22 protein-coding genes and 1 riboswitch are annotated in these 22757 nt (G+C 71.1%); of the genes, 14 read left to right on the top strand and 8 right to left on the bottom strand.

Annotation, left to right across the window (positions count from 1 at the left end; all coding sequences use genetic code 11):
* Nucleotides 1-30 precede the first annotated feature (30 nt).
* The 7 genes from ACTWJ9_RS12490 (at nucleotide 31) to ACTWJ9_RS12460 (ending at nucleotide 9155) form a co-directional block, all read left to right on the top strand.
* Nucleotides 31-1566 carry a GMC family oxidoreductase gene (locus tag ACTWJ9_RS12490; protein WP_387039947.1) on the top strand — a complete coding sequence of 512 codons (1536 nt, stop codon included), beginning with the start codon at nucleotides 31-33 and terminating at the stop codon, nucleotides 1564-1566.
* The gene (locus ACTWJ9_RS12485; RefSeq protein ID WP_279334339.1) at nucleotides 1566-2699 is read left to right on the top strand and encodes a quaternary amine ABC transporter ATP-binding protein; all 1134 of its coding nucleotides are present in this window, start codon (nucleotides 1566-1568) and stop codon (nucleotides 2697-2699) included. Before ACTWJ9_RS12490 ends, ACTWJ9_RS12485 begins: the two co-directional genes overlap by 1 nt.
* Nucleotides 2699-4642, top strand: coding sequence for an ABC transporter permease (locus ACTWJ9_RS12480; RefSeq protein WP_279334338.1), 1944 nt, complete (start codon nucleotides 2699-2701; stop codon nucleotides 4640-4642). Before ACTWJ9_RS12485 ends, ACTWJ9_RS12480 begins: the two co-directional genes overlap by 1 nt.
* Before the next feature lies 1 nt (nucleotide 4643).
* A complete protein-coding gene (locus ACTWJ9_RS12475; RefSeq protein WP_279334337.1) occupies nucleotides 4644-5600 on the top strand; it encodes an ABC transporter substrate-binding protein in 957 nt (318 codons plus the stop codon).
* Nucleotides 5601-5840: 240 nt separating this feature from the next.
* A complete protein-coding gene (locus ACTWJ9_RS12470) occupies nucleotides 5841-6185 on the top strand; it encodes a hypothetical protein (protein ID WP_279334336.1) in 345 nt (114 codons plus the stop codon).
* Between the two features lie 35 nt (nucleotides 6186-6220).
* Complete coding sequence (locus ACTWJ9_RS12465) at nucleotides 6221-7444, top strand: glutathionylspermidine synthase family protein (protein WP_279334335.1); 1224 nt, start codon at nucleotides 6221-6223, stop codon at nucleotides 7442-7444.
* A gap of 123 nt (nucleotides 7445-7567) precedes the next feature.
* A riboswitch (ZMP/ZTP riboswitch) is annotated at nucleotides 7568-7675 on the top strand.
* Nucleotides 7676-7706: 31 nt separating this feature from the next.
* Nucleotides 7707-9155 carry a glycine hydroxymethyltransferase gene (locus ACTWJ9_RS12460; protein WP_388704509.1) on the top strand — a complete coding sequence of 483 codons (1449 nt, stop codon included), beginning with the start codon at nucleotides 7707-7709 and terminating at the stop codon, nucleotides 9153-9155.
* A gap of 66 nt (nucleotides 9156-9221) precedes the next feature.
* On the opposite strand, the gene ACTWJ9_RS12455 is transcribed toward ACTWJ9_RS12460, so the two are convergent.
* The 3 genes from ACTWJ9_RS12455 to ACTWJ9_RS12445 all read right to left on the bottom strand — a co-directional run bounded on the left by ACTWJ9_RS12455 (nucleotide 9222) and on the right by ACTWJ9_RS12445 (nucleotide 11517).
* Nucleotides 9222-9899, bottom strand: coding sequence for a hypothetical protein (locus ACTWJ9_RS12455; protein ID WP_279334333.1), 678 nt, complete (start codon nucleotides 9897-9899; stop codon nucleotides 9222-9224).
* A 182-nt stretch (nucleotides 9900-10081) separates the two neighbouring features.
* Nucleotides 10082-10963: a hypothetical protein gene (locus ACTWJ9_RS12450; RefSeq protein WP_443295713.1), complete on the bottom strand. Its 882-nt coding sequence runs from the start codon at nucleotides 10961-10963 to the stop codon at nucleotides 10082-10084.
* Nucleotides 10960-11517: an RNA polymerase sigma factor gene (locus ACTWJ9_RS12445; protein WP_443295712.1), complete on the bottom strand. Its 558-nt coding sequence runs from the start codon at nucleotides 11515-11517 to the stop codon at nucleotides 10960-10962. The genes ACTWJ9_RS12450 and ACTWJ9_RS12445 overlap by 4 nt, the downstream gene beginning before the upstream one ends.
* 125 nt (nucleotides 11518-11642) lie before the next feature.
* Between ACTWJ9_RS12445 and trpS the strand changes: the two genes are divergently transcribed.
* From trpS to ACTWJ9_RS12430, 3 genes are all read left to right on the top strand, one after another.
* A complete protein-coding gene (gene trpS / locus ACTWJ9_RS12440) occupies nucleotides 11643-12662 on the top strand; it encodes a tryptophan--tRNA ligase (RefSeq protein WP_279334330.1) in 1020 nt (339 codons plus the stop codon).
* A 187-nt stretch (nucleotides 12663-12849) separates the two neighbouring features.
* On the top strand, nucleotides 12850-13428 hold the full coding sequence (locus ACTWJ9_RS12435) for a 2'-5' RNA ligase family protein (protein WP_279334329.1): 579 nt from the start codon (nucleotides 12850-12852) through the stop codon (nucleotides 13426-13428).
* 40 nt (nucleotides 13429-13468) lie between these two features.
* Nucleotides 13469-14380: a YihY/virulence factor BrkB family protein gene (locus ACTWJ9_RS12430; RefSeq protein ID WP_279334328.1), complete on the top strand. Its 912-nt coding sequence runs from the start codon at nucleotides 13469-13471 to the stop codon at nucleotides 14378-14380.
* On the opposite strand, the gene ACTWJ9_RS12425 is transcribed toward ACTWJ9_RS12430, so the two are convergent.
* A complete protein-coding gene (locus tag ACTWJ9_RS12425; RefSeq protein ID WP_443295711.1) occupies nucleotides 14328-15620 on the bottom strand; it encodes a D-alanyl-D-alanine carboxypeptidase family protein in 1293 nt (430 codons plus the stop codon). The two genes, ACTWJ9_RS12430 and ACTWJ9_RS12425, sit on opposite strands and share 53 nt — an antisense overlap.
* A 172-nt stretch (nucleotides 15621-15792) precedes the next feature.
* Here ACTWJ9_RS12425 and ACTWJ9_RS12420 point away from each other — a divergent pair, with 172 nt between their 5' ends.
* The gene (locus tag ACTWJ9_RS12420; RefSeq protein ID WP_279334326.1) at nucleotides 15793-16041 is read left to right on the top strand and encodes an SCO4848 family membrane protein; all 249 of its coding nucleotides are present in this window, start codon (nucleotides 15793-15795) and stop codon (nucleotides 16039-16041) included.
* A gap of 24 nt (nucleotides 16042-16065) precedes the next feature.
* Nucleotides 16066-17412 carry a metallophosphoesterase gene (locus tag ACTWJ9_RS12415; RefSeq protein ID WP_279334325.1) on the top strand — a complete coding sequence of 449 codons (1347 nt, stop codon included), beginning with the start codon at nucleotides 16066-16068 and terminating at the stop codon, nucleotides 17410-17412.
* A gap of 33 nt (nucleotides 17413-17445) precedes the next feature.
* Here ACTWJ9_RS12415 and ACTWJ9_RS12410 read toward each other — a convergent pair whose 3' ends face one another.
* Nucleotides 17446-18219, bottom strand: a complete 774-nt coding sequence (locus ACTWJ9_RS12410) for a TetR/AcrR family transcriptional regulator (RefSeq protein WP_279334324.1) — start codon at nucleotides 18217-18219, stop codon at nucleotides 17446-17448.
* Nucleotides 18220-18282: 63 nt separating this feature from the next.
* Nucleotides 18283-18894, bottom strand: a complete 612-nt coding sequence (locus tag ACTWJ9_RS12405) for a Uma2 family endonuclease (RefSeq protein ID WP_279334323.1) — start codon at nucleotides 18892-18894, stop codon at nucleotides 18283-18285.
* 225 nt (nucleotides 18895-19119) lie between these two features.
* On the opposite strand from ACTWJ9_RS12405, the gene ACTWJ9_RS12400 reads away from it, so the two are divergent.
* Together ACTWJ9_RS12400 and ACTWJ9_RS12395 are read left to right on the top strand one after the other, a co-directional pair.
* Complete coding sequence (locus ACTWJ9_RS12400; protein ID WP_387042839.1) at nucleotides 19120-19581, top strand: TM2 domain-containing protein; 462 nt, start codon at nucleotides 19120-19122, stop codon at nucleotides 19579-19581.
* A gap of 52 nt (nucleotides 19582-19633) precedes the next feature.
* Nucleotides 19634-19996: a DUF2752 domain-containing protein gene (locus ACTWJ9_RS12395; protein ID WP_384201482.1), complete on the top strand. Its 363-nt coding sequence runs from the start codon at nucleotides 19634-19636 to the stop codon at nucleotides 19994-19996.
* 209 nt (nucleotides 19997-20205) lie between these two features.
* Here the strand turns inward: ACTWJ9_RS12395 and ACTWJ9_RS12390 are convergent, their stop codons facing one another.
* Together ACTWJ9_RS12390 and sdhA are read right to left on the bottom strand one after the other, a co-directional pair.
* A complete protein-coding gene (locus tag ACTWJ9_RS12390; protein WP_109377786.1) occupies nucleotides 20206-20985 on the bottom strand; it encodes a succinate dehydrogenase iron-sulfur subunit in 780 nt (259 codons plus the stop codon).
* A complete protein-coding gene (gene sdhA, locus ACTWJ9_RS12385) occupies nucleotides 20985-22739 on the bottom strand; it encodes a succinate dehydrogenase flavoprotein subunit (RefSeq protein WP_279334320.1) in 1755 nt (584 codons plus the stop codon). The genes ACTWJ9_RS12390 and sdhA overlap by 1 nt, the downstream gene beginning before the upstream one ends.
* Nucleotides 22740-22757 lie beyond the last annotated feature (18 nt).

The following is a 22757-nucleotide window of genomic DNA, read 5'->3' as shown; positions in this document are numbered from 1 at the left end:
TCCCCGACCCTCCCCGTAGGAGCAGCCTCCATGCCGGAACACGTCCACGAGCACACGTACGACTACGTTGTCATCGGCGGCGGTACCGCAGGGTCCGTCATCGCCTCCCGGCTGACCGAGAACCCGGACGTCACCGTCGCCGTCATCGAGGGCGGTCCCAGCGACGTCGGCCGCGACGACGTGCTGACCCTGCGCCGCTGGATGGGCCTGCTCGGCGGCGAGCTGGACTACGACTACCCCACCACCGAGCAGCCACGCGGCAATTCGCACATCCGGCACAGCCGGGCCCGGGTCCTCGGCGGATGCTCCTCGCACAACACCCTGATCGCCTTCAAGCCGCTCCCGTCCGACTGGGACGAGTGGGAGCAGGCCGGCGCCGAGGGCTGGGGCGCGGTGCAGATGGAGGCGTACTACGCCCGGCTCGAGAACAACATCGTCCCGGTCGACGAGAAGGACCGCAACGCCATCGCCCGTGACTTCGTCGACGCCGCCCAGGGCGCGCTGGGCGTGCCGCGGGTCGAGGGCTTCAACAAGAAGCCGTTCGACGACGGCGTCGGCTTCTTCGACCTCGCCTACCACCCGGAGAACAACAAGCGCTCCTCGGCGTCGGTCGCGTACCTGCACCCGGTGATGGACGAACGCCCCAACCTGACGATCCTGCTGGAGACCTGGGCGTACCGGCTGGAGCTGAACGGCACCCGCGCCGAGGGCGTCCACGTCCGCACCAAGGACGGCGAGGAGATCCTGGTGCGGGCCCGGGGCGAGGTCCTGCTGTGCGCCGGCGCGGTCGACTCGCCCCGGCTGCTGCTGCACTCCGGCATCGGTCCGAAGGCCGACCTGGAGGCGCTCGGCATACCCGTGGCGCACGACCTCCCCGGAGTCGGCGAGAACCTGCTCGACCACCCCGAGTCGGTGATCGTCTGGGAGACGGACGGACCCATCCCGGACAACTCCGCGATGGACTCCGACGCCGGCCTGTTCGTGCGCCGCGACCCCGAACACGCGGGCCCCGACCTGATGTTCCACTTCTACCAGATCCCGTTCACGGACAATCCGGAGCGACTGGGCTATGAGCGGCCGGAGTTCGGCGTCTCCATGACCCCGAACATCCCCAAGCCGAAGAGCCGCGGCAGGCTCTACCTGACCAGCGCCGACCCCGAGGTCAAGCCCGCGCTGGACTTCCGCTACTTCACCGACGAGGACGACTACGACGGCCGGACCCTCGTCGACGGCATCCGCATCGCCCGCGAGATCGCGAAGACCGAGCCGCTGGCCCACTGGCTCAAGCGCGAGGTGGCCCCCGGCCCGGAGGTCACGGGTGACGAGGAGCTCAGCGAGTACGCCCGTAAGGTCGCCCACACCGTCTACCACCCGGCGGGCACCTGCAAGATGGGTGCGGCGGACGACGAAACAGCCGTCGTCGACCCCGAGTTGAGGATCCGCGGCCTGCAGGGCATCCGGATCGCCGACGCCTCCGTCTTCCCGACCATGACCGCCGTGAACCCGATGATCGGCGTGCTGATGGTCGGCGAGCGGGCCGTCGACCTGATCGGGAGTGATGCGTGATGAGTACCGCCGCGACTCCCGCAGCTCCCGCCGCCTCCGCCGGCTCGGAGGCCGGCTCACCCGTCTTCTCCGTCGACGGGCTGTGGAAGGTCTTCGGCCCGAAGGCCGACCGCGTGCCCGGCGACCCCGAACTCGCCGCGCTCGACCCGGCCGGACTGCGCGCCCGCACCGGGTGCACGGCCGCCGTCCGGGACGTCTCCTTCGACGTCCGCAAGGGCGAGGTCTTCGTCGTCATGGGCCTGTCCGGCTCCGGCAAGTCCACGCTGGTGCGCTGTCTGACCCGGCTGATCGAGCCGACCGCGGGCACCATCGCCATCGACGGCGAGGACGTCCGCGCCATGGACAGGGCCCGGCTGCGCGAACTGCGCCGGCACCGCGCCGCCATGGTCTTCCAGCACTTCGGACTGCTGCCGCACCGCACCGTCCTCGACAACGTGGCCTACGGCCTGGAGATCCAGGGCATGGGCAAGGCGCAGCGGCGCGCCAAGGCCGCCGAGGTCGTCGCCAAGGTCGGCCTGGAGGGCATGGAGCAGCGCAGACCCGCGCAGCTCTCCGGTGGTCAGCGCCAGCGCGTCGGGCTCGCCCGCGCCCTCGTCGTCGACCCCGAAGTGCTGCTCTTCGACGAGCCGTTCAGCGCGCTCGACCCCCTCATCCGGCGTGACATGCAGGAGGAGGTGATCCGGCTGCACCGCGAGGAGCGCCGCACGATGGTCTTCATCACGCACGACCTGAACGAGGCCCTGAAACTGGGCGACCGCATCGCCCTCATGCGCGACGGACGGGTGGTCCAGCTGGGCACCCCCGAGGAGATCGTGGGCTCGCCCGCCGACGACTACGTCCGTGACTTCGTCCGGGACGTCCCGCGCGAACAGGTCCTCACCGTCCGTACGGCCATGCGCCCCGCCTCCGCGGTGGAAGCGGCCGGCAGCGGCCCCGCCGTCCGCCCGGACGCCACGGTGTCCGAGGCCATCGAGGCCGTCGCCCGCGCGGGCGGACCGGCCCGGGTCCTCGACGAGGGCCGCTGCCTGGGCGTCGTCGACTCCGACGCGCTGCTGTCGGTGATCGCCGGGACGGGACGGTCCGCGGGAACGGAGCAGTCCGCCGGGACGGAGCTGTCCGGGGAGGCCGTCTGATGGCGACCGTCACCGCGATCGTCCCCCGGACCGGGCGGGCCGGTCTGCTCGGACACCTCGCCGTGCGCAAGCTCCTGCTGCTCACTGTGGCCGCAGCGGTCCTCGTCCCGTTCGCCGTCGCACGCTGGGCCGGCGGCAGCTGGCCCGAGGCACTGACCGTGGACCTCTCCGGACCGCTGGCCGGGGCCAGCGACTGGATCATCGACAACCGGGACTCCCACCCCCTCTTCCTGTACTTCTTCGGCCACGTCAGCAACGTCGTCGTCGTCACCGTACGGGCCGTCTACCTCGCCCTCCTCGCCGTCGGATGGGCGGGGGCGACCGCTCTCGCGGGGCTCGTCGCCTGGCGCGTCGCGGGCATCCGCCTCGCGCTCGGCACCGCCGTCGCGTTCCTCACCTGCGGACTGCTCGGCATGTGGGTGCCCACCATGCAGACGCTCGCCCTGATGGTGGTCGCGGTCACCGCCTCCGTCGTCGTCGGCGCGCTGCTCGGGCTCGTCGCCGGGCTCTCCGACCGGATGAACCGCGTCCTGCGCCCGGTCCTGGACACCATGCAGGTGCTCCCCGCCTTCGCCTACCTCCTGCCGGTCGTGCTGATCTTCGGCATCGGCGTCCCGGCCGCCGTCCTCGCCACGGTCGTCTACGCCGCGCCGCCCATGGCCCGGCTGACCGCGCTCGGTCTGCGGGGCGCCGACAAGGAGGTGCTGGAGGCGGTCGAGTCGCTCGGCACCACCTCCCGCCAGCGCCTGCTGACCGCCCGCATCCCGCTGGCCCGCAAGGAACTCCTCCTGGGGCTCAACCAGACGATCATGATGGCGCTGTCCATGGCCGTCATCGCCTCGGTGATCGGCGCGGGCGGTCTCGGCGACCGCGTCTACCAGGCGCTGGCCTCCGTCGACGTGGGCGCGGCCCTCGCCGCCGGCATCCCGATCGTGCTGCTCGCCGTCGTCCTGGACCGGGTGACCGGTGCGGCCGGGGCGAACCTCGGCCAGGAGCCCAGGCCCCGCACGCACTGGCTGTACGTCGTGGCCGGCGCCGCGGTCGTGGCCGCCGCCGGACGGCTGACGGCACGCCTGGAATGGCCCGACGGATGGGTGGTGCCCCTCGTCGAACCGGTCAACCGGGCCGTCGGCTGGATGACCGACCACCTGTACTCGGGCGTCCCCGTCGTCGGCGGCACCGCCGACTGGGCCGCCCGCTTCACCACCTGGGTCCTCGACCCGGTCCGCGACGGACTGCAGTGGCTGCCCTGGTGGTCGGTGCTGCTCGTGGTCGCCACCCTGGCCTGGCTGATCGGCACCTGGCGCACCGCGCTCACCGCCGTCCTCGCCATGGCCGCCATCGGGGTGCTCGGCGTGTGGGAACCGTCCCTCGACACGCTCTCCCAGGTCATCGCGGCCGTCGCCGTCACCCTGCTCGTCGGCTTCGCGACGGGCATCGCCGCGGCACGCAGCGAACGCGTCGACCGGCTGCTGCGGCCCGTGCTGGACGTGTTCCAGACGATGCCGCAGTTCGTGTACCTGATCCCGGTCGTCGCCCTGTTCGGCGTCGGCCGCGCCCCCGCCGTCGCCGCGGCCGTCGTCTACGCGCTGCCGGCCGTCGTCCGCATCACCGCGCAGGGGCTGCGCCAGGTCGACCCGGCGACCCTGGAGTCGGCCCGCTCGCTCGGCGCGACCAGCACCCAGCAGCTGCGCCAGGTCCAGCTCCCGCTGGCCCGCCCGGCGCTGCTCCTCGCCGTCAACCAGGGCGTGGTCCTGGTCCTCGCCGTCGTCATCATCGGCGGCATGGTCGGCGGCGGCGCACTCGGCTACGACGTCGTCTTCGGCCTCGCCCAGGGCGACCTGGCGACCGGACTGGTCGCCGGTGCCGCGATCGTCTGCCTGGGCCTGATGCTCGACCGGGTGACCCAGCCCACCGAACGCCGCGCGCAGAAGGGAGCCTGACATGCGACGCCGTACGACCTCCGCGGTGGGCGGAGCCTTCGCGCTCGCGCTGCTCACCGGCTGCGGTGCCGCGGACATGACCAAGCAGGCCTCGCCGTACGCCAACGCCAAGGGCGCCCGGACGGTGAACCTGGCGGTGCAGTCCTGGGTGGGCTCCCTGGCCAACGTGGCCGTCGCCCAGTACCTGCTGGAGAACGAGCTCGGCTACCGCGTCGACGTCGTCCAGGTCGACGAGGTGCCCGCCTGGGACGCGCTCAGCCAGGGCCGGGTCGACGCGATCCTGGAGGACTGGGGCCACCCCGAACAGGAACAGCTGTACGTCGAGGAGAAGAAGACGATCGCGCGCGGCGGCGACCTCGGGGTCACCGGGCACATCGGCTGGTACATCCCGACGTACTTCGCCGAGCAGCATCCCGACCTGAAGAGCTGGAAGGACCTCAACCAGTACGCCGACCGGTTCCGCACCGCGGAGAGCGGCGGCAAGGGCCAGCTGATGGACGGCTCACCGGCCTACCTCACCCACGACAAGGCGCTGGTGAAGAACCTGGAGCTGGACTTCAAGGTGGTGTTCGCCGGTTCCGAGGCCGCGCTGCTCACCCAGATCAAGCAGTTCGCCAAGGAGAAGAAGCCCTTCCTCACCTACTGGAACACCCCCCACTGGCTGTTCGAGAAGGTGCCGATGACCGAGGTGATGCTGCCCCCGTACGAGGAGGGCTGCGACGCCGACCCGGCGGAGGTCGCCTGCGCCTACCCGACCGCCCCGCTCCAGAAGTACCTCAACGCGGACTTCGCGCAGGACGGCGGTGAGGCGGCGGACTTCCTGAAGAAGTTCACATGGTCCACGGAGGACCAGAACGCGGTCTCCCTGATGATCGCCGACCAGAAACTGACGCCCCAGGAGGCGGCGGAGAAGTGGGTGGACGGGCACGAGTCCACCTGGAAGGAATGGCTGTCCTGACGGCCGGTCCGGTCCGGACCGGGCCGGGCACGAGGCGCGCCCCCGGGCCCACCGAACGCGGTGGGCCCGGGGGCGCGCCAAGCGTGCGCAGGAGGTCAAAAGCCGTGAAACGGCGGGGGAGCGAGGCCGGCGTCGGGGGTCTCGCGGACACGTCGGACGGACGGCGCCTAGGCTGTCCGCCGCGAGCCGGGAGCAGGCACCCGGTGGCGGGTACACGCGACACGAGGGGGAGACGGGGACATGGCGGAGACACGACGACGGCTGCGGTCCGGCACGGTGATGCTCGGTGGCGTGGGCCTCCTCGCGGCCGCCCTGTCCGCGTGCGGTTCGGACCCGGACCGCCGCTGCGTGGACCGGAACAGCTACGACTTCCCCGACGGCTACAAGATCGTCGCCGACAAGAACTGCAAGACCTCCGGTTCCGCGGGCAAGGGAAGATCCACCGGATCGAAGCGGTCCGACGCCGCCTGGTACTACGACGCGGAGGTCAGCGACGGCCGGGCCCACGACGGCACCTTCAGCCGCGGCGATGCCGTCGACCGGGACGGCTTCGGCTCCTCCGGCGGCGGCACCGGCGGCGGCTGACCACCCCGGCGAGCGAAGGAACGAAGGACCCGCCCGTGGAACGCCGCACCATGGAGCCCCGCCCCGGCTGGCAGCAGACCGTCGAGGAGCAAGGGCTCATCTACCCCCTCACCCTCCCCCGGGCCCTCGAGCCCGCCCGGGAGGCGGGGATGCCCGTCCCCGACGACGCCTGGGTGCCCTACTGGGACGAGAGCGCCTACTACGTCTTCGGCCTGGACGAGGTCGAGGCGCTGGAGGAGGTCGTCGAGGAACTGCACCGCATGTGCCTCGCGGCCGCCGGGCACATCGTCACCGCCGACCGCTTCGCCGACCTCGGCATCACCGACCCGCGGGTCGTCGAGGCGGTCACCGAGGCCTGGCAACGGCGCGCCGAACTCCCCTCCGTCTACGGCCGCTTCGACCTGCGCTACGACGGAACCGGCCCCGCGAAGCTCCTGGAGTACAACGCCGACACCCCCACCTCCCTCGTGGAGGCGGCCTCGCCGCAGTGGTTCTGGATGGAGGAGCGCTTCCCCGGCGCCGACCAGTGGAACTCGCTGCACGAACGCCTCGTCGAGGCCTGGAGGAAACAGGCCGCCCTCCTCCCGCCGGGCAGCCCCCTGCACTTCGCCCACTCCTCAGCCGACGAGATCGGCGAGGACCTCATGACCGTCGCCTACCTCAAGGAGACCGCCGAACAGGCGGGCCTCGAGACCGAGTGGCTCTCCATGGAGGAGATCGGCTGGGACCGGCTCTCCGGCCGCTTCGTGGACAAGAACCTCCGGTTCATCCGCAGCATCTTCAAGCTGTACCCCTGGGAGTGGCTCACCACCGACCGCTTCGCCGGCCACGTCCTCGACACCCTCGACAACGGCGGCGGCACCGGCAGCACCCTGTGGATCGAGCCGGCCTGGAAGATGCTGCTGAGCAACAAAGCCCTGCTGGCGATCCTCTGGGAGCTCTACCCGGGCCACCCCCACCTCCTCCCGGCCCACCTCGACGGCCCGCGGGAGCTGGCGGACACCACCGGCTGGGTCGCCAAGCCCCTCCTCGGCCGCGAGGGCGCCGGTGTGACGATCCATCAGCCGGGCAGCGCCCCCGTCCTCCGCGACGAACCCTGCTGCTACCAGCAGTTGGCCCCGCTCCCCGCCTTCGACGGCAACCACGTCGTCCTCGGCGCCTGGACCGTCGGGGACGAGTCCGCCGGCCTCGGCATCCGCGAGTCCTCGGGCCTCATCACCGACGAGTACGCCCGCTTCCTGCCCCACGTGATCCTGTGAACAGGGCCCAGGGGAAGCACCTCTCCACGGGCGCGGGGCCGTGACACGTACGTCCACCCGGCGGGCGCTGTCGCCCGCATGGTGGACGTCTCCCCGTGGCACTTCGTGCCACCCGGTAATGTGGCCGGGGGCCGTGACTGGCGCGCTGGGATGGAACAACCATCGGGAAGCGGCCCCCGGAACCGTGTCCCGCCGGGACCGGCAGATGTGCCGTGCGCCTGGGCCATGCCGTGAACGCCGAACGCCACGTCCGGAGGTCCTCATGTCCGCCGAGCCCCTCTCCACCGCTTCCACCGCCTTCCGCTCCGCCCTCGACGTGATCCGCGCCGTCGAGCCGCGCGTCGCCGACGCCATCGGTCAGGAGGTCGCCGACCAGCGTGAGATGCTCAAGCTGATCGCCTCCGAGAACTACGCCTCCCCGGCCACCCTCCTGGCGATGGGCAACTGGTTCAGCGACAAGTACGCCGAGGGCACCGTCGGCCGCCGCTTCTACGCCGGCTGCCGCAACGTCGACACCGTCGAGTCGCTCGCCGCCGAGCACGCCAAGGAGCTCTTCGGCGCCCGCCACGCCTACGTCCAGCCGCACTCGGGCATCGACGCCAACCTGGTCGCCTTCTGGTCCGTGCTCGCGCAGCGCGTCGAGGTGCCCGCCCTGGAGAAGGCCGGAGTCCGCCAGGTCAACGACCTCTCCGACGCCGACTGGGCCGAACTGCGCCGCGCCTTCGGCAACCAGCGCATGCTCGGCATGTCCCTGGACGCCGGCGGCCACCTCACCCACGGCTTCCGCCCGAACATCTCCGGGAAGATGTTCGACCAGCGGTCCTACGGCACCGACCCGGCCACCGGCCTGATCGACTACGAGGCGCTGCGCACCTCCGCCCGCGAGTTCAAGCCGCTGATCATCGTCGCCGGCTACTCCGCCTACCCCCGTCTGGTGAACTTCCGGATCATGCGCGAGATCGCCGACGAGGTCGGCGCCACGCTCATGGTCGACATGGCCCACTTCGCCGGTCTCGTCGCCGGCAAGGTCCTCACCGGCGACTTCGACCCGGTCCCGCACGCCCAGATCGTCACCACCACCACCCACAAGTCGCTGCGCGGCCCGCGCGGCGGCATGGTCCTGTGCGACGACTCCCTCAAGGACCAGGTCGACCGCGGCTGCCCGATGGTCCTGGGCGGTCCGCTCCCGCACGTCATGGCCGCCAAGGCGGTCGCCCTGGCGGAGGCCCGGCAGCCCTCCTTCCAGGACTACGCCCAGCGTGTCGTGGACAACTCCCGCGCCCTCGCCGACGGCCTGATGCGCCGCGGCGCCACCCTGGTCACCGGCGGCAGCGACAATCACCTCAACCTGATCGACGTCGCCGCCTCCTACGGTCTCACCGGCCGCCAGGCCGAGGCCGCCCTGCTCGAGTCGGGCATCGTCACCAACCGCAACAGCATCCCGGCCGACCCCAACGGCGCCTGGTACACCTCCGGCATCCGCATCGGCACCCCCGCGCTGACCACCCGCGGCCTGGGCACCGCCGAGATGGACGAGGTCGCCGCCCTCATCGACCGCGTGCTGACCGCCGCGGAGCCCGGCACCACCAAGTCCGGTGCCCCCTCCAAGGCATCCCACGTCCTCGACGCGAAGACCGCCGACGAGATCTCCCGCCGCGCCACCGACCTGGTCGCCGGCTTCCCGCTCTACCCGGAGATCGACCTCGGCTGAGAAGCCCCTTCGCGACCCGTCCCATGGCGGTCCGGTCATGTACCGGGCTGCCGTCGGGTGCGGTCATCAGGCGTCCAGCAGCTCCTGCCTCGGTCCCGGGTCGTCCTTCCGCCGGCGGATCGGCGGCCACCGTGTCACATACGGGCGCAGTACCAGGGCCAGTGCCGCTCCGGCCACCAGGCCCGGTACGGCCCACCACCAGTCGGTGCCTTCGTCCGTCGCCGGCATGGGACGGGTCTCGGAGGCTGACGCGGCCGCACCCTGGTCCGTCTCCGGGCCGGCCCCTTCCGTCTCCCACGGTGCCGGGTAGGTCCATGAGCCCACCCCGGTGCCTGTCGTCTCGCTCATCACACCCAGGGTGAACAGGAACTTGTGCACAGCCGTCGGGTCCTCGGCACGGTGCCAGAGACCGTCCGGCGATCCGGTGGTCTGCGCCGCCGTGTATATCCACACGTCTTGGCCCGCGTCCCCCAGGAAGACCCGGTCCACGCGCCACGGCGCCACGTCGTGCACCATCCACGTCACATTGATCAGCCGGGCCGAGCCCGAGGCGGCTTCCGGCAACTGCTCTCGTGTGCCTTTGCCGACCGGGCCGAGCAGCCGCTCCAGCTCGCCGTACTGCTTGTCGGAGTAGTACAGCGACGCCGTTTCCTCGCTCCCCGGTGAGGTCACCAGCACGCTCGTCGGCCCCCCGGCGGAGGCCGGAGACGCTCCCCACAGCGTCAGGGCCAGCGCGGCAGCCAAGGCCCCCGTACTCGCCGTCAGTTGTCGAACAATGCCCTTCCATCCGCGCATCCGGACCCCCACTCGGCCGGTCGATCCCCGTGCGGCCCGCCCACGAGCCACCTGTCACTTCTGGTACACCGCCCGGGCCGCCGGGGTTCCCACTCGGTCCACCGCGGATTCCGCGACTTCGGCCGGCCCGGCTACCGACCCGCCTCCTCGACTTCCTCGACCGTCCCCGCGATCTCCAGCGCCCGCGCCTTGGCCACCCCTTCCAGCCGCAGCGTCACCCCGTCCGCGGCCGCCCCCTCACCGCCCACCGCACCCCCGTGGGACCACAGCAGCGTCGGCCCTGCCGTGCGCTCCGCCCGGGTGAACCGGTGCCCGTCCGCGTCGACCATCCAGAAGCTCAGCACATGCGGCCGCGAGAACCACAGGACCGGATCCGCACCCCCGTCCTCCCCGTCCTCCTCGCCCAGCGACAGCCACTCCGGCTGCTCGCGCACGCTCTTGACGAAGGTGATGTCCAGGCGGCCCGGGAACTCGTCCAGCCGGATCGTCCGCCCCTCCTCCCGCCAGCACAGGCTCACCAGGGACCGTCCCCGCGGCAGCCCGCTCACCGTCACCGCGTCCGGAACGCCCAGCGCCTTCGGCACCAACGGCGTGAACCCGGCCCGCCGCTCCGCCTCGCCGAGCGACACCGACCGCCCGCAGCCGGGCACCTCCGCGCCCGGCGAGGGCACCGCCGACGGGTCGTACCGCACCTCGACCCCGCCGAAGCCGAACCAGTCGGTCACCGCCGCCCGCACCGGAGGGGTCAACGCCAGCACCGTCAGCAGCCCGCACACCGCCGCGACCAACGACCGCCATCGCGCCCGCGTCCAGCGCCGCACCGTCCACAGCCGCTTCCCGGCGCCCGTCGGCTCGGCCGCCGGAACCGGCACCTGCTCGGCGAGTATTTGCCCCAGCACCCGCTCGACCATCGACTCGGACTCCGCAGCCCCACCCGGCCCGTCCAAGGACCGGCCGAAGGCCCGCAGTTCCTCCCGCAGCCGCTCGGCCTCACCGTCGTACAGCTCACTCACGCCGTCTCACCCCCCTCCCGGGGCCGGAAGTCGGGCAGCAGGCGCTCCAGCTTGCGCAGGGCGCGGTTCAGGCGGGACTTCACTGTGCCCCGGGGCCAGCCCAGGGCCTGTGCGGTCTCCCGCTCGTCCATCTCCAGCAGATAGCGGTAGGTGACGACCAGCCGGTGCTCCTCACTCAGCTTCTCCAGAGCGGCCACCAGCGCCCCGCGGCGCTCCGTCTCCAGCGTCGCCACCGCGGGGTCGGCCGACTCCGGTATCACCGGTCGCGCTTCCGTGAACGCCGCCTCACGGTCGGCGAGGGTGTTCCGGCGCACCGCCGCACGCACTGTGTTCCTCGTCTCATTGGCCACGATCGACAGCAGCCACGGCCGGAACGCCATGCCGTCCCGGAACCGGCCCAGCGCGCAGTACGCCTTCACGAAGGCCTGCTGCACCACGTCCTCCGCGTCCGCCCCCGCCCCGAGCGCGGCGGCCGCCCTGAGCGCGATGCCCGTATGGGCCCGCACCAGCTCCGCATACGCCTCCGGCTCCCCGGCGCGTACGCGTGCGATCACCGCAGTCTCATCGACGATGCGGCCCCCCTCCCGCGTCCTCACACTCTTGTTACACCCCCGGGCACGGATCGGTTCCCACCCGTTCCCAGTCGGTTCCCGACCGCTCCCCGCGGCCTGAGAGAATGGTGAGCATGGCTTCTGAACGTCCCCGTGTGCTCTCCGGTATCCAGCCGACCTCCGGCTCGTTCCACCTCGGCAACTACCTCGGTGCCGTCCGCCAGTGGGTCGACATGCAGAACACCCACGACGCGTTCTACATGGTCGTCGACCTGCACGCGATCACGGTTCCGCAGGACCCGAAGCAGCTGCGCGAGAACACCCGGGTCGCCGCCGCCCAGCTCCTCGCGGCCGGCCTCGACCCGGACCGCTGCACGCTGTTCGTCCAGAGCCACGTCCCCGAGCACGCGCAGCTCGGCTGGCTGATGAACTGCATCACCGGCTTCGGCGAGGCCTCCCGGATGACCCAGTTCAAGGACAAGTCCGCCAAGCAGGGCAGCGACCGGTCCACCGTCGGCCTGTTCACGTACCCGATGCTGATGGTCGCCGACATCCTGCTCTACCAGGCCGACCAGGTCCCGGTCGGTGAGGACCAGCGCCAGCACCTGGAGCTGACCCGCGACCTCGCGGAGCGCTTCAACCAGACCTACGGCGACACCTTCACCGTGCCGAGCGCGTACATCCTCAAGGAGACGGCGAAGATCTACGACCTTCAGGACCCGACCGCCAAGATGAGCAAGTCGGCGGCCGGCCAGAAGGGCCTGATCAACCTGCTCGACGAGCCGAAGGCCACCGCGAAGAAGGTCCGGAGCGCGGTCACGGACACCGACACGGTGGTCCGTTTCGACCGCGAGCACAAGCCCGGCGTCAGCAACCTCCTGACGATCTACTCGACCCTCACCGGGACGGGTGTCACCGCGTTGGAGGAGCGGTACGCCGGCAAGGGCTACGGCGCGCTGAAGACGGACCTCGCCGAGGCCGTGGTCGAGTTCGTCACTCCCTTCCGGGAGCGCACCCAGCAGTACCTGGACGACCCCGAGACGCTCGACTCGATCCTGGCCAAGGGTGCGGAGAAGGCACGTGCCGTCGCCGCGGAGACCCTCACCCGGGCCTACGACCGGGTGGGCTTCCTGAGCGCCAAGCACTGAACGGGCCGGGCCGCCGGCCGTACTGAACGCGACCCGGGCACCGATCCGTACCACCGGACGAGCGCCGTACATCACTCCTGCTGCGCCTGCCCGGGACGGGGCCGTGGTCGTACAGTCGGGGAGAGGGTGACCGCTTCGGCGGTCACCGGGTGCTCGGCGGAATCACCATCACAACGAAGGAGACGACGTGGGGACCGTAATGATCGGTGTGTCGATCGCGGTCCCGGAGCCCCACGGCAGCCGGCTTCAGCAGCTGCGCGCGGGCTTCGGCGACGCCGCTGCTCACGGTATCCCCACGCATGTCACCCTGTTGCCGCCGACGGAGGTCGACGAGGGCGACCTGACGGCCGTCGAGGCGCATCTGAGCGAGGTCGCCGCGACCGGCCGGCCGTTCCCCATGCGGCTGTCGGGCACCGGCACCTTCCGGCCGCTGTCGCCGGTCGTGTTCGTCCGGATCGTGGAGGGCGCCGAGGCCTGCACCTGGCTGCAGAAGCAGGTCCGCGACGCGTCCGGTCCCGTCGCCCGTGAGCTGCAGTTCCCGTACCACCCGCACGTCACCGTGGCGCACGGGATCGACGAGGCGGCGATGGACCGCGCCTTCGAGGAACTCGCCGACTACGAGGCGCACTGGCCCTGCACCGGCTTCGCGCTCTACGAACAGGGCGCCGACGCGGTGTGGCGCAAGCTGCGGCAGTTCCCGTTCGGCTCGCTCGTGGTGCCGCCGCAGGCCGGGCGCGCGGACTGCGGCTCCGTCTCCGCGCACTGACCGGGTTTCCGGCCCGCCGGGACGGGGGCAGGGACGGTTCATGGACTGGCTGAAGAAACTCCCGGTCGTCGGCCCGTGGGCGGTGCGACTGATGCGCACGCACGCGTGGCGGTCGTACGAGCGGATGGACCGCGTGCACTGGACGCGGCTGGCCGCCGCGATGACGTTCACCAGCTTCGTCGCGCTGTTCCCGCTGCTCACGGTCGCCGCCGCGATCGGCGCCGCCACGCTCAACCAGGAGCAGCAGGACACCCTCCAGGAGAAGATCACCCAGCAGGTGCCCGGCATCTCCGACCAGCTGGACATCGGGGGCCTGGTGCAGAACGCCGGCACCGTGGGCCTCATCGCCGGTGCCGTCCTGCTGTTCACCGGCATCAGCTGGGCCGGATCCATGCGCGAGTGCCTGCGCGCGGTGTGGGAGCTGCCCGACGTGGAGGAGAACCCCGCCCTGCGCAAGGCCAAGGACGCGGGCGTCCTCGTCGGGCTCGGCGGCGCGGTCCTGATCACCCTGGGCGCGTCCGCCGTCGCCTCCGCGATGGTCGGCCGGATCAGCAGGGGCATCGGGCTGGAGGAGGGCGGCTGGGGCGGGATCGTGCTGCACGTCGCGGCCTTCGCCGTCGCCGTGGGCGCCGACTTCCTGCTCCTGCTGTACGTCCTGACCCTGCTGCCCGGCGTCGAACCCGCCCGCCGTGCCCTGGTGGTGGCCGCGCTCATCGGCGCGTCCGGTTTCGAACTGCTGAAACTGCTGCTCAGCGGCTATATGCAGGGGGTGGCCGCGAAGAGCATGTACGGCGCGTTCGGTGTCCCCGTCGCCCTGCTGCTGTGGATCAACTTCACCATGAAACTGGTCCTGTTCTGCGCCGCCTGGACCGCGGCGGCGCAGAACGGGGAGACCGGGCTCACGGACGCGGGCGGCGGCGCACCAGATCCGGCAGTGGCCAGCGGCGGTTGACCAGGAACGCCCCGCCCGCGAGCAGCACCAGCACCCCGCCCGTGACGGCGAGCGCGGTCCCCATGCCGTCGGCGCCGCCCCCGGTCGCGGCGCTCGCCACCGGCGCGGCACCCGCGGCGCCGGGCGCGCCGTCACCGGCGCCGCCCGCCTCGCCGGGGGAGGCGGAGGCATCCGGCCGGGCGCCCGCCTGCACGGCGCTCTTCGGCGCCACCAGCTCACCCACCGGCTCGACCTTGCCGGCCGCCTTGAAACCCCAGTCGAAGAGCTTCGCGGTCTCCTTGTAGACCGTGTTGCTCCCGCCCTCCTGCGGGTTCATCACGGTGACGAGCAGCACGGTGCCGCCCTGCTCGGCGACCCCGGTGAAGGTCGCGCCCGCGTTGGTGGTGTTGCCGTTCTTCACACCCGCTATGCCCTTGTAGACGGGCACGTCGTAGTCGCCGGACAGCAGCCGGTTGGTGTTCTGGATCTCGAAGGACGTGCGGACCCGCTTGCCCTTCTTGTTCTTCTTCGTCTCGCCCGGGAAGTCGGCGCGGACCGTCGAGGCGTACTCCCGGAAGGCCTTCTTCTGCAGCCCGGAGCGGGCGATCAGCGTCAGGTCGTACGCGGACGAGACCTGGCCCTCGGCGTCGTAGCCGTCCGGGCTCACCGCGTGCGTGTCGAGGGCCTGGAGCTCCTCGGCGTGCTCGTTCATCTCCTTGACGGTGTTCTCGATGCCGTCGTTCATCGCCGCCAGTACGCGCACCGCGTCGTTGCCGGAGCGAAGGAAGACACCCAGCCACAGGTCGTGGACGGTGTAGGTCTCCTCCTCCTTGATCCCGACCATGCTGGAGCCGGGGCCGATGCCGGCGAGGTCGGAGGGGACGACCTTGTGCTCGGCGGATCCGGGCCACTTCGGCAGCAGCGTGTCGGCGAACAGCATCTTCAGGGTGCTCGCCGGGGCCAGCCGCCAGTGCGCGTTGTGCGCGGCGAGCACCTCGCCGGACTCGGCGTCGGCGACGATCCAGGAACGGGCCGACAGTTCCTTCGGCAGCACCGGCACCCCGCTCGCGAGGTTGACCTGTGTTCCCGGCTGTCCGAGCCGGGCGCCGCCCACCGACGACATGGTCGCCGGGGGAGTGGCCGAAGGACTGCTCGAAGGGCTCGGCGCCGCGAGCGCTGCGGGAGCGGTCAGCGCGGTGGACAACAGAACGGCGGAAGTGAGCAGCAACGATCGCCGGATGGAGTTTTTGGGTGCGGGCACGGACGGAAACGTACCTGCCCCGCCCGTGGAAGTCCCCCTTCCGCCCCCACCCCGCGAACGGAACCGGACACCGTCCGGCGATACTGGATCCATGCCGTGCCCGTCCGGGGAACCATCCCCGGCCCTCTGGCCGCCTCCGGGTGCCCGGCGTCGCGATGAAAGGTCCGATCTGGTGAAGCTCAGCCGCCCCGTCTCCTGGTTCCTGCTCGCCTTCGGGGTGTGGAGCTGGATCATCTGGGTCACTTTCGTCAGAAACCTGGTCAAGGACGGCAGCGGGCTCGCGTTCGACGACGGCGAGCCGACGGCGTACTTCTGGGTCCATCTGCTGCTGGCCGTCGTCTCCTTCGTACTGGGGACGGTCATCGGAGTCATCGGGTTGCGTGGTCTGCGCGCACTGAGCCGGACGTCACGGACGTCGTAACGGAAAACTGGGGAACACCGCACCGTGCCCATCCTCTTCGTACTCGTCCCACTGCTGGTCCTCGCCGTACTGGTGACGGGCAACTGGTACATGTGGCGCCGCCTGTTCCACGACACGACCCGGGGGCCGGGCGCCGTGCGCCGCTGGGGAGCCCTGTTCTTCATCGGGTGCTGGGCGCTGACCTTCGCGGCCTTCTTCACCACGCGCAGCGGTGCCCCGTTCTGGCTCAAGCAGGTCCTGGCCTGGCCCGGCTACCTCTGGGTGGCCCTGTGCCTCTACCTGTTTCTGGCGGTGCTCGCGGGCGAGGTCGTACGCCCGGTACTGCGCCGGGTCCTGGAGCGGCGGGCGGCACCGGCGCACGAGGAGCCGACGCCGATACCCGCGGGAGCGACGGCCGCCGCACCGGGGTCGGACACCCCTGCCCTCACCGGCACTCCCGGGGCTCCCGGCACCCTTGACCCGGCCGCTCCCGACTCCGATGCCCCGGACACTCCCGCTGCTTCTGAAGCCCCTGACGTTCCTGACGTTCCTTCCGGGCTCACCGGTCCCTCCCGTCGTCTCTTCGTCTCCCGGGTGGTCGCCGGGGCCGCCGCCGCGGCGGCCGTCGGGACGGTCGGGTACGGCACGGCCGACGTGGTGCGCGGTCCGCGGGTGAAGCGGGTCACCGTGCCGCTCGCCAAGCTGCCCCGCGCGGCGCACGGTTACCGGATCGCGGTGGTCAGCGACATCCATCTGGGGCCCATCCTCGGCCGGGGCTTCGCGCAGAAGGTCGTCGACACGATCAACTCGACCCAGCCCGACCTGATCGCCGTCGTCGGCGATCTGGTGGACGGCAACGTGAAGGAACTCGGCCCGGCTGCGGCCCCCCTGGCGCAGCTGACGGCGCGGCACGGCTCCTTCTTCGTCACCGGGAACCACGAGTACTTCTCCGGCGCCGAGGAGTGGGTCGCGGAGGTGCGCCGGCTCGGTCTGCTCCCCCTGGAGAACGCCCGCACCGAACTCCCGTACTTCGACCTCGCCGGGGTGAACGACCTGGCCGGTGAGAACTACGGCCAGGGCCCCGACTACGCGCGGGCGCTCGGCGACCGGGACCGGGCCCGCGCGTGCGTGCTCCTGGCCCACCAGCCGGTGATGGTCCACGAGGCCGTCGACCACGGCGTCGACCTCCAGCTCTCCGGCCACACCCACGGCGGCCAGCTCTGGCCCGCCAGCTACCTCGCCGCCGCCGCCAACCCGACCCTCGCGGGCCTGGACCGCTACGGCGACACCCAGCTGTACGTCAGCCGCGGCGCCGGCGCCTGGGGCCCGCCGACCCGGATCGGCGCGCCGTCGGACATCACGGTGATCGAACTGGCGTCGAAGCAGACCTGACGGCGGCCCCGGGCGCCTTCGCGCGGGGCCCGGTCAGCCGAGCGGGGCGGGGCGGCCGTGCTCGGCGGGGGCCGTGCGGCGGGGCTTCGCCGGGTCGGGCAGGGCCTTGGTCAGGCCCGGCAGGAAGTCCGTGAACAGTTCGTGGACCTCGCGGACCAGGGGGCGCAGCACGCGGAAACGGGCCAGGGCCACACTCCGCGCGGTGATGCGGGCGCCGCGCTCGGCGAGGCGGTGACTGCGTGCGCGGTCCTCGGTGCGGTCGAAGATCCAGTACAGGACGAGGCCCATCTGGGCCAGCCACATCAACTCGGGCAGCATCTCCCGCAGTTCCGGTGCGACCTTGGTCCCCGACCCGGCCAGCACCTCCCGGTGGACGCCGATCGCCTGCGAGCGCGCGTGCTCCGACTCGGGGGAGAAGGGGCTGAGCGGGCTGTCCGGGTCGGCGGCGTTCTTGAAGAACTGCACCGCGAACTCGTGGTACGGCGTGGCGATGTCCAGCCATGCCTTCAGCACGCCCGCCAGCCGGGCCTCCAGCTCGGTCTCCCGGTCCAGGATCTCCCGGACCACCAGCCGGTGCTCGGCGGCGATCCGGTCGTAGAACCCCTGGATCAGGTGTTCCTTGCCCTCGAAGTAGTAGTACGCGTTGCCGACGGAGACCCCGGCCTCCGTGGCGATGGCCCGCATGGTCGTCCTGTCGTACCCGCGCTCCCGGAACAGCCGCATGGCCGTCTCCAGGATCAGGGCGCGGGTCTGTTCGGACTTGCTGGGTGCGGCACCCTCGCCGGGGCCGTCGTTCTTCGCGCACACGGGAGGAGAGCCTAACCGGACGCCGGCGGCGATCCCGAGCCGGCTGGGGGAGCTCCGCGCTCCTCAGTCGTCCGTCCGGGGCTGCCCGGCCCGGAGGATCTCGGTCACGTCCAGGGTGACCTTGGCGCCGATGGAGTCGGGGAGGGTGACCTGCTGACCGGGAGAGTGGAAGCGGTGGGTGGCGTAATCGTTGCCGACCGGATCGGTCAGGACGTGGAGGCGTCGGTGCCTGCGGTCGACGACCACGTACACGGGAACCCCGGCTTCGGCGTAAGCGGCCACCTTGGTCTTCAGATCGTTCTTCCAGTTGCTGGAGGTGACCTCCAGGACGAGGCGGAAGCAGACCGGTTCGTAGGAGTTGTTCTCGACGAGGTGGTCGTCGAAGTCGGCGTCCACGAGAGAGAGGTCGGGGACCGCGTAGTCCTCGATGTCGGTGGGCAGCCAGAGGCCGATGCCCTGGAGCACTTCGGTCTCGCCGTCGTCAAGGCCCGCCGCGATGAACGGACGCATGAGTTTGGTCAGGGCTCGGGCGTGCGGGCCGTCCGGTGGCGGGGTCACGAGGAGCTGGCCTCCGATGATCTCGACGCGGTAGCCCGGAACGCGTTCCATGAGACGGTTCGCCTCCGCGATCAGCGGACGCTCGTCGTGGGGCCGCTCGACGGATGCTGCGGACATCACGTGCCTCCCAGGGGCTGGTTGTCGAGACCATCATCGTAGGGCGGACGACGCCTTCACGGCCCTTGCGGCAGGATTCACCCGATGGTGTGGCATATGCCCGAGGGGTCCGTTCCCGGCGGGAACGGACCCCTCGGTGACCGGGGCGGGCCCCCGGCTTCTCTTCGCCGTCCGTGTCCTGCAAGATGACTGGCAGTTTCCGTATTCACCAGGAGAGACACCACCGTGAGCGAGCAGCCGCAGCAGCCGTCCCAGCCGCCTGGTTTCGGCCCTCCGAACCCGGGCGCGACCGGTCAGTCCGGCCCCTACGGCTACCCGCAGGCAGGCCAGCCCGGCCAGCCCGGTTACGGCTACCCGCAGCAGCCCCCCGGCGGCTACCCGCCGCCCGGCTACCAGCAGGCGGGCTACCAGAAGCCCTCGGGGTTCCCTCAGGGCGACCCTCACGCGCCCTACGGGTACGACCCCTACGGCCGCCCCTACTCCGACAAGTCGAAGATCGTCGCCGGTGTCCTCCAGCTCTTCCTGGGAGGCCTGGGCATCGGCCGGTTCTACGTCGGTTCGGTCGGCATCGGCGTCGCCCAGCTGCTCACCTGCGGCGGCTTCGGCATCTGGTCGCTGGTCGACGGCATCATGTACCTGGTCAGCAACGACCGCACGGACGAGCAGGGGCGGATCCTGCGTGGCTGACGCGGCTCGTTCCGCGTCGGCCGGGGGGCGGCGACCGCGGTGGCACCCCGCGGTGCCCCCCGTCGCGCTGCTGGCCGCGGGCGTCGCGGGCGCCGCCTACCTGTGGGGCACCGACCCGCACGAGCCCGGCCATGTCCTGCCCCAGTGCCCGTTCCGGGCCGTCACCGGCCTGCTGTGCCCCGCCTGCGGCGGTACCCGCATGGCGTACGACCTGATGCACGGTCACTTCGCCGCGGCCTGGCTGGACAACCGGGCCCTGCTGCTCGCCGCGCCGTTCGTGCTGGTGCTCTGGGGGCGCTGGACGATCGAGGGCCTGCGGGGCCGCTTCTGGGCTCCCCGGCTCGCCCCCCGGGTCCAGGTGCTGATCCTGCTGACGGCGGTGGCCTGGACGGTGGCCCGCAACATCGTCCGGTGACACGTGTGACCACGGCATCGGTGGCGCCGGCGTCCGGTCGCTGGTCGACGGCATCGTCTTCCTGGTCGGCAACGACCGCACCGACCAGGGGGCCGTGTGCTGGGCGGCTGCCGCCGTCCAGGACCTGACCGGCGGCACGAACGGACCGAGGGCCCCGATCCACTGGATCGGGGCCCTCGGCCGTCACGGCGCGGAGCGCCGGGAGAGCGTCAGAAGCGGCGCGTGATGAGCGCCCGCTTCACCTCGGCGATCGCCTTGGTGACCTCGATGCCGCGCGGGCACGCGTCCGTGCAGTTGAAGGTCGTCCGGCAGCGCCAGACGCCGTCACGGTCGTTGAGGATCTCCAGGCGCTGCTCGCCGGCCTCGTCACGCGAGTCGAAGATGAAACGGTGCGCGTTGACGATCGCGGCCGGACCGAAGTACTGGCCGTCGTTCCAGAAGACCGGGCACGAGGACGTGCAGGCGGCGCACAGGATGCACTTCGTCGTGTCGTCGAAGCGCTCACGGTCCTCGGCGGACTGCAGCCGCTCACGCGTCGGCTCGTTGGTCTCCTTCGTGATCAGGAAGGGCATCACGTCCCGGTACGCCTGGAAGAACGGCTCCATGTCCACGACCAGGTCCTTGAGGACCGTGAGGCCCTTGATGGGCTCGACCGTGATCGGCTTCTCGGGGTTGAGGTCCTTGATCAGCGTCTTGCACGCCAGGCGGTTGGTGCCGTTGATCCGCATGGCGTCGGAGCCGCAGATGCCGTGGGCGCAGGAGCGGCGGAAGGTCAGGGTGCCGTCCAGGTCCCACTTGATCTTGTGCAGCGCGTCGAGGACACGCTCCTTGGGGTCGATCTCCAGCTGGAAGTCTTCCCAGGTCGCCTCGGCGGAGACCTCCGGGTTGAAACGGCGGACCCGGACGGTGACGGTGATGTAGGGGGAGTCGGCGAAACCGGGCTCGGGCGATCCGGCCGCGTCCGCCTTGTCCAGAACAGGGGTAGCCATCAGTACTTACGCTCCATCGGCTGGTAGCGGGTCTGGACGACCGGCTTGTAGTCGAGACGGATGGACTCGGTGCCGTCGTCGCCCACCTCGCGGTACGCCATGGTGTGGCGCATGAAGTTGACGTCGTCGCGGTTCGGGTAGTCCTCGCGGTAGTGACCGCCGCGGGACTCCTTGCGGGCCAGCGCGGAGACGGCCATGACCTCGGCCAGGTCGAGCAGGTTGCCCAGCTCGACGGCCTCCAGCAGGTCGGTGTTGAACCGCTTGCCCTTGTCCTGGATGGCGACGTTCCGGTAGCGCTCGCGCAGCTCCCCGATCTTCTCGACCGCCGTCTTGATCGTCTGCTCGGTGCGGAACACCATGACGTTGGCGTCCATGGTCTCCTGCAGCTCGCGGCGGAGCTCGGCCACCCGCTCGGTGCCGGTGGAGGACCGCAGCCGCTCGATCTGCTCGACGACGAACGACTCCGGGTTCTCCGGGAGCTCGACGAAGTCGGTCGTGTGCGCGTACTCGGCCGCCGCGATGCCCGCCCGCTTGCCGAACACGTTGATGTCCAGCAGCGAGTTGGTGCCCAGGCGGTTGGCGCCGTGCACCGACACGCACGCGACCTCGCCGGCCGCGTACAGGCCCGGCACGACGGTGGTGTTGTCGGCCAGGACCTCGCCCTGGACGTTCGTCGGGATGCCGCCCATGGCGTAGTGCGCGGTCGGCTGGATCGGGATCGGGTCGTTGTACGGCTCGATGCCCAGGTAGGTCCGCGCGAACTCCGTGATGTCGGGCAGCTTGGCGTCCAGCTGCTCCGGCGGGAGGTGGGTCAGGTCCAGGTAGACGTGATCGCCCTCGGGACCGCAGCCGCGGCCCTCGCGGATCTCCGTGTAGATGGACCGGGAGACGACGTCACGGGAGGCGAGGTCCTTCATGACCGGCGCGTACTTCTCCATGAAGCGCTCGCCGTCCTTGTTGCGCAGGATGCCGCCCTCACCGCGGGCGCCCTCCGTCAGCAGGATGCCCATGCGCCAGATGCCGGTCGGGTGGAACTGGAAGAACTCCATGTCCTCCAGCGGCAGCCCGCGCCGGTACACGGACGCCTGGCCGTCACCGGTCAGGGTGTGCGCGTTGGACGTCACCTTGAAGAACTTGCCGTTGCCGCCGGAGGCGTAGATCACGGACTTCGCCTGGAAGATGTGGATCTCGCCGGTGGCCAGCTCGTACGCCACCACACCGGCCGACTTCTTGACGCCGTCGACCTCGGTGATCAGCTGGTCCAGGACGTAGAACTCGTTGAAGAACTCCACGCCCTCCTTGACGCAGTTCTGGTACAGCGTCTGAAGGATCATGTGACCGGTGCGGTCGGCCGCGTAGCAGGAGCGGCGGACCGGGGCCTCGCCGTGGTTGCGGCTGTGGCCGCCGAAGCGGCGCTGGTCGATGGTGCCGTCCGGGGTGCGGTTGAACGGCAGGCCCATCTTCTCCAGGTCGAGGACGGAGTCGATGGCCTCCTTCGCCAGGATCTCGGCGGCGTCCTGGTCGACCAGGTAGTCACCGCCCTTGACCGTGTCGAAGGTGTGCCACTCCCAGTTGTCCTCCTCCACGTTGGCCAGCGCGGCGGCCATGCCGCCCTGCGCGGCGCCCGTGTGGGAGCGGGTGGGGTAGAGCTTGGTCAGGACGGCGGTGCGGCTGCGCTTGGTCGACTCGATGGCCGCGCGCATGCCGGCGCCACCGGCGCCGACGATGACGGTGTCGTACTTGTGGATCTTCATGTTTCTCGCAACCCCGTG

The sequence above is a fragment of the Streptomyces sp. GDS52 genome, from assembly GCF_052246875.1.
Lineage (GTDB): Bacteria > Actinomycetota > Actinomycetes > Streptomycetales > Streptomycetaceae > Streptomyces > Streptomyces cathayae.
The sequence above is the reverse complement of the archived record's forward strand: the minus strand, read 5'-3'. Positions and strand labels throughout refer to the sequence as shown.

Bases quoted from the DNA above. Each gene is read 5' to 3' on its own strand.
- ACTWJ9_RS12405 (WP_279334323.1), bottom strand. From the start codon at position 18,894: ATGTCCGCAGCATCCGTCGAGCGGCCCCACGACGAGCGTCCGCTGATC.
- ACTWJ9_RS12490 (WP_387039947.1), top strand. From the start codon at position 31: ATGCCGGAACACGTCCACGAGCACACGTACGACTACGTTGTCATCGGC.
- ACTWJ9_RS12470 (WP_279334336.1), top strand. From the start codon at position 5,841: ATGGCGGAGACACGACGACGGCTGCGGTCCGGCACGGTGATGCTCGGT.
- ACTWJ9_RS12460 (WP_388704509.1), top strand. From the start codon at position 7,707: ATGTCCGCCGAGCCCCTCTCCACCGCTTCCACCGCCTTCCGCTCCGCC.
- sdhA (WP_279334320.1), bottom strand. From the start codon at position 22,739: ATGAAGATCCACAAGTACGACACCGTCATCGTCGGCGCCGGTGGCGCC.
- ACTWJ9_RS12480 (WP_279334338.1), top strand. From the start codon at position 2,699: ATGGCGACCGTCACCGCGATCGTCCCCCGGACCGGGCGGGCCGGTCTG.
- ACTWJ9_RS12430 (WP_279334328.1), top strand. From the start codon at position 13,469: ATGGACTGGCTGAAGAAACTCCCGGTCGTCGGCCCGTGGGCGGTGCGA.
- ACTWJ9_RS12390 (WP_109377786.1), bottom strand. From the start codon at position 20,985: ATGGCTACCCCTGTTCTGGACAAGGCGGACGCGGCCGGATCGCCCGAG.
- ACTWJ9_RS12475 (WP_279334337.1), top strand. From the start codon at position 4,644: ATGCGACGCCGTACGACCTCCGCGGTGGGCGGAGCCTTCGCGCTCGCG.
- ACTWJ9_RS12485 (WP_279334339.1), top strand. From the start codon at position 1,566: ATGAGTACCGCCGCGACTCCCGCAGCTCCCGCCGCCTCCGCCGGCTCG.